Genomic DNA, 1,100 nt, shown 5'->3' on the forward strand with positions numbered 1-1,100 from the left:
GGGTGGTCCAGCGCGCAGAGGCGGCCGTGGCCCCGGCGGCCCTCGGGGTGGGTGGGATCCGGCACGTGCGGCCCGGTGACCCGCAGGTCCAGCGCGCCCGCGAGGGCGTCGGAGACACCGGGGTCGGCGCTGTCGGCGTTGGTGTGGGCGACGTGCAGCGCGATGTCGTTCTTGATGAGGGTGTGCACGACGCGGCCCTTGAAGTGCGTCGCCGCGACCGTGGTCGTGCCGCGCAGGTAGAGCGGGTGGTGGGTGACGAGCAGGCCGGCGCCCAGTTTCACCGCCTCGTCGACGATCTCCTGGACCGGGTCGACAGCGAACAGGACCCGCATGACCTGCTGGTCCGGGTCGCCCGCGACGGTGCCGACCGCGTCCCAGGACTCGGCCCGCTCGGCGGGCCACAGGGTCTCCAGGGCGGCGATGACTTCAGACAGACGGGGCACGGGAGCAAGGCTACCCGCCTGATCTGTGGCGTTGCACCGCCACCGCCCGCTCCCGGCACCCATGGCCCCGCTCAGCACAATCGCCCCCTCTTCCTCAGGCGAATCGTTCCTGGAACACCCTTATGTGTGAAGCCTGCGCCCAGGGAATTCCCCGTCCGCGCGTGTGATGCCTAGCGTTCGTCACTGGAGGTGACCGAACGATGACGGTCTGTGTGATCGAACCTTCGGCGGGACACGAGGACGAGGACGTGACCGCGCCGACAGGCTGCACGCTCACCGCGGACGGTGCCTACGGCGCCCGCCTCGCGTCGGCCGGCGACTCCTGGTTCCCGGAGCGCTGGACCCTGGACGGACCCGAGCCGTACGCGGTGCCGCTGCCCCGCAACCAGCCGGAGGAGCCCGGCACCGAGGTGCAGCCGATGGCCGACGGGCGGGTCCTCATCCACCGGGTGGTGGCCGGGCGGCACGCCTTCTCGTTGCTCTACCCGACCGGGCCCGGCACCGGCGAACTGCCCTTGGGCGCGGTCGAGTGCCCGGACGGGACCGCCCGGCTGCGGCCGCTGCCGCCTTGCTGGAGCCCTACACCGACTGCCCGCACTCGCATGGCATCGCCAACTGGTCGCCCCAGGAGTTCGCCGAGGCCGTCACCGCGGTGGA

General features: G+C 72.3%; 1 protein-coding gene and 1 pseudogene. One reads left to right on the forward strand and one right to left on the reverse strand.

The window, feature by feature from the left end:
* A partial coding sequence (locus tag ABZ281_RS50305; protein WP_356665632.1) for a Nif3-like dinuclear metal center hexameric protein occupies nucleotides 1–443 on the reverse strand: 443 nt, incomplete at its 3' end.
* A gap of 200 nt (nucleotides 444–643) precedes the next feature.
* Between ABZ281_RS50305 and ABZ281_RS50310 the strand changes: the two are divergent.
* Nucleotides 644–1,100, forward strand: a pseudogene (locus ABZ281_RS50310) (hypothetical protein); the annotation flags it as partial.

Source organism: Streptomyces sp. NPDC006265 (assembly GCF_040613555.1).
Classification (GTDB): Bacteria; Actinomycetota; Actinomycetes; order Streptomycetales; family Streptomycetaceae; genus Streptomyces.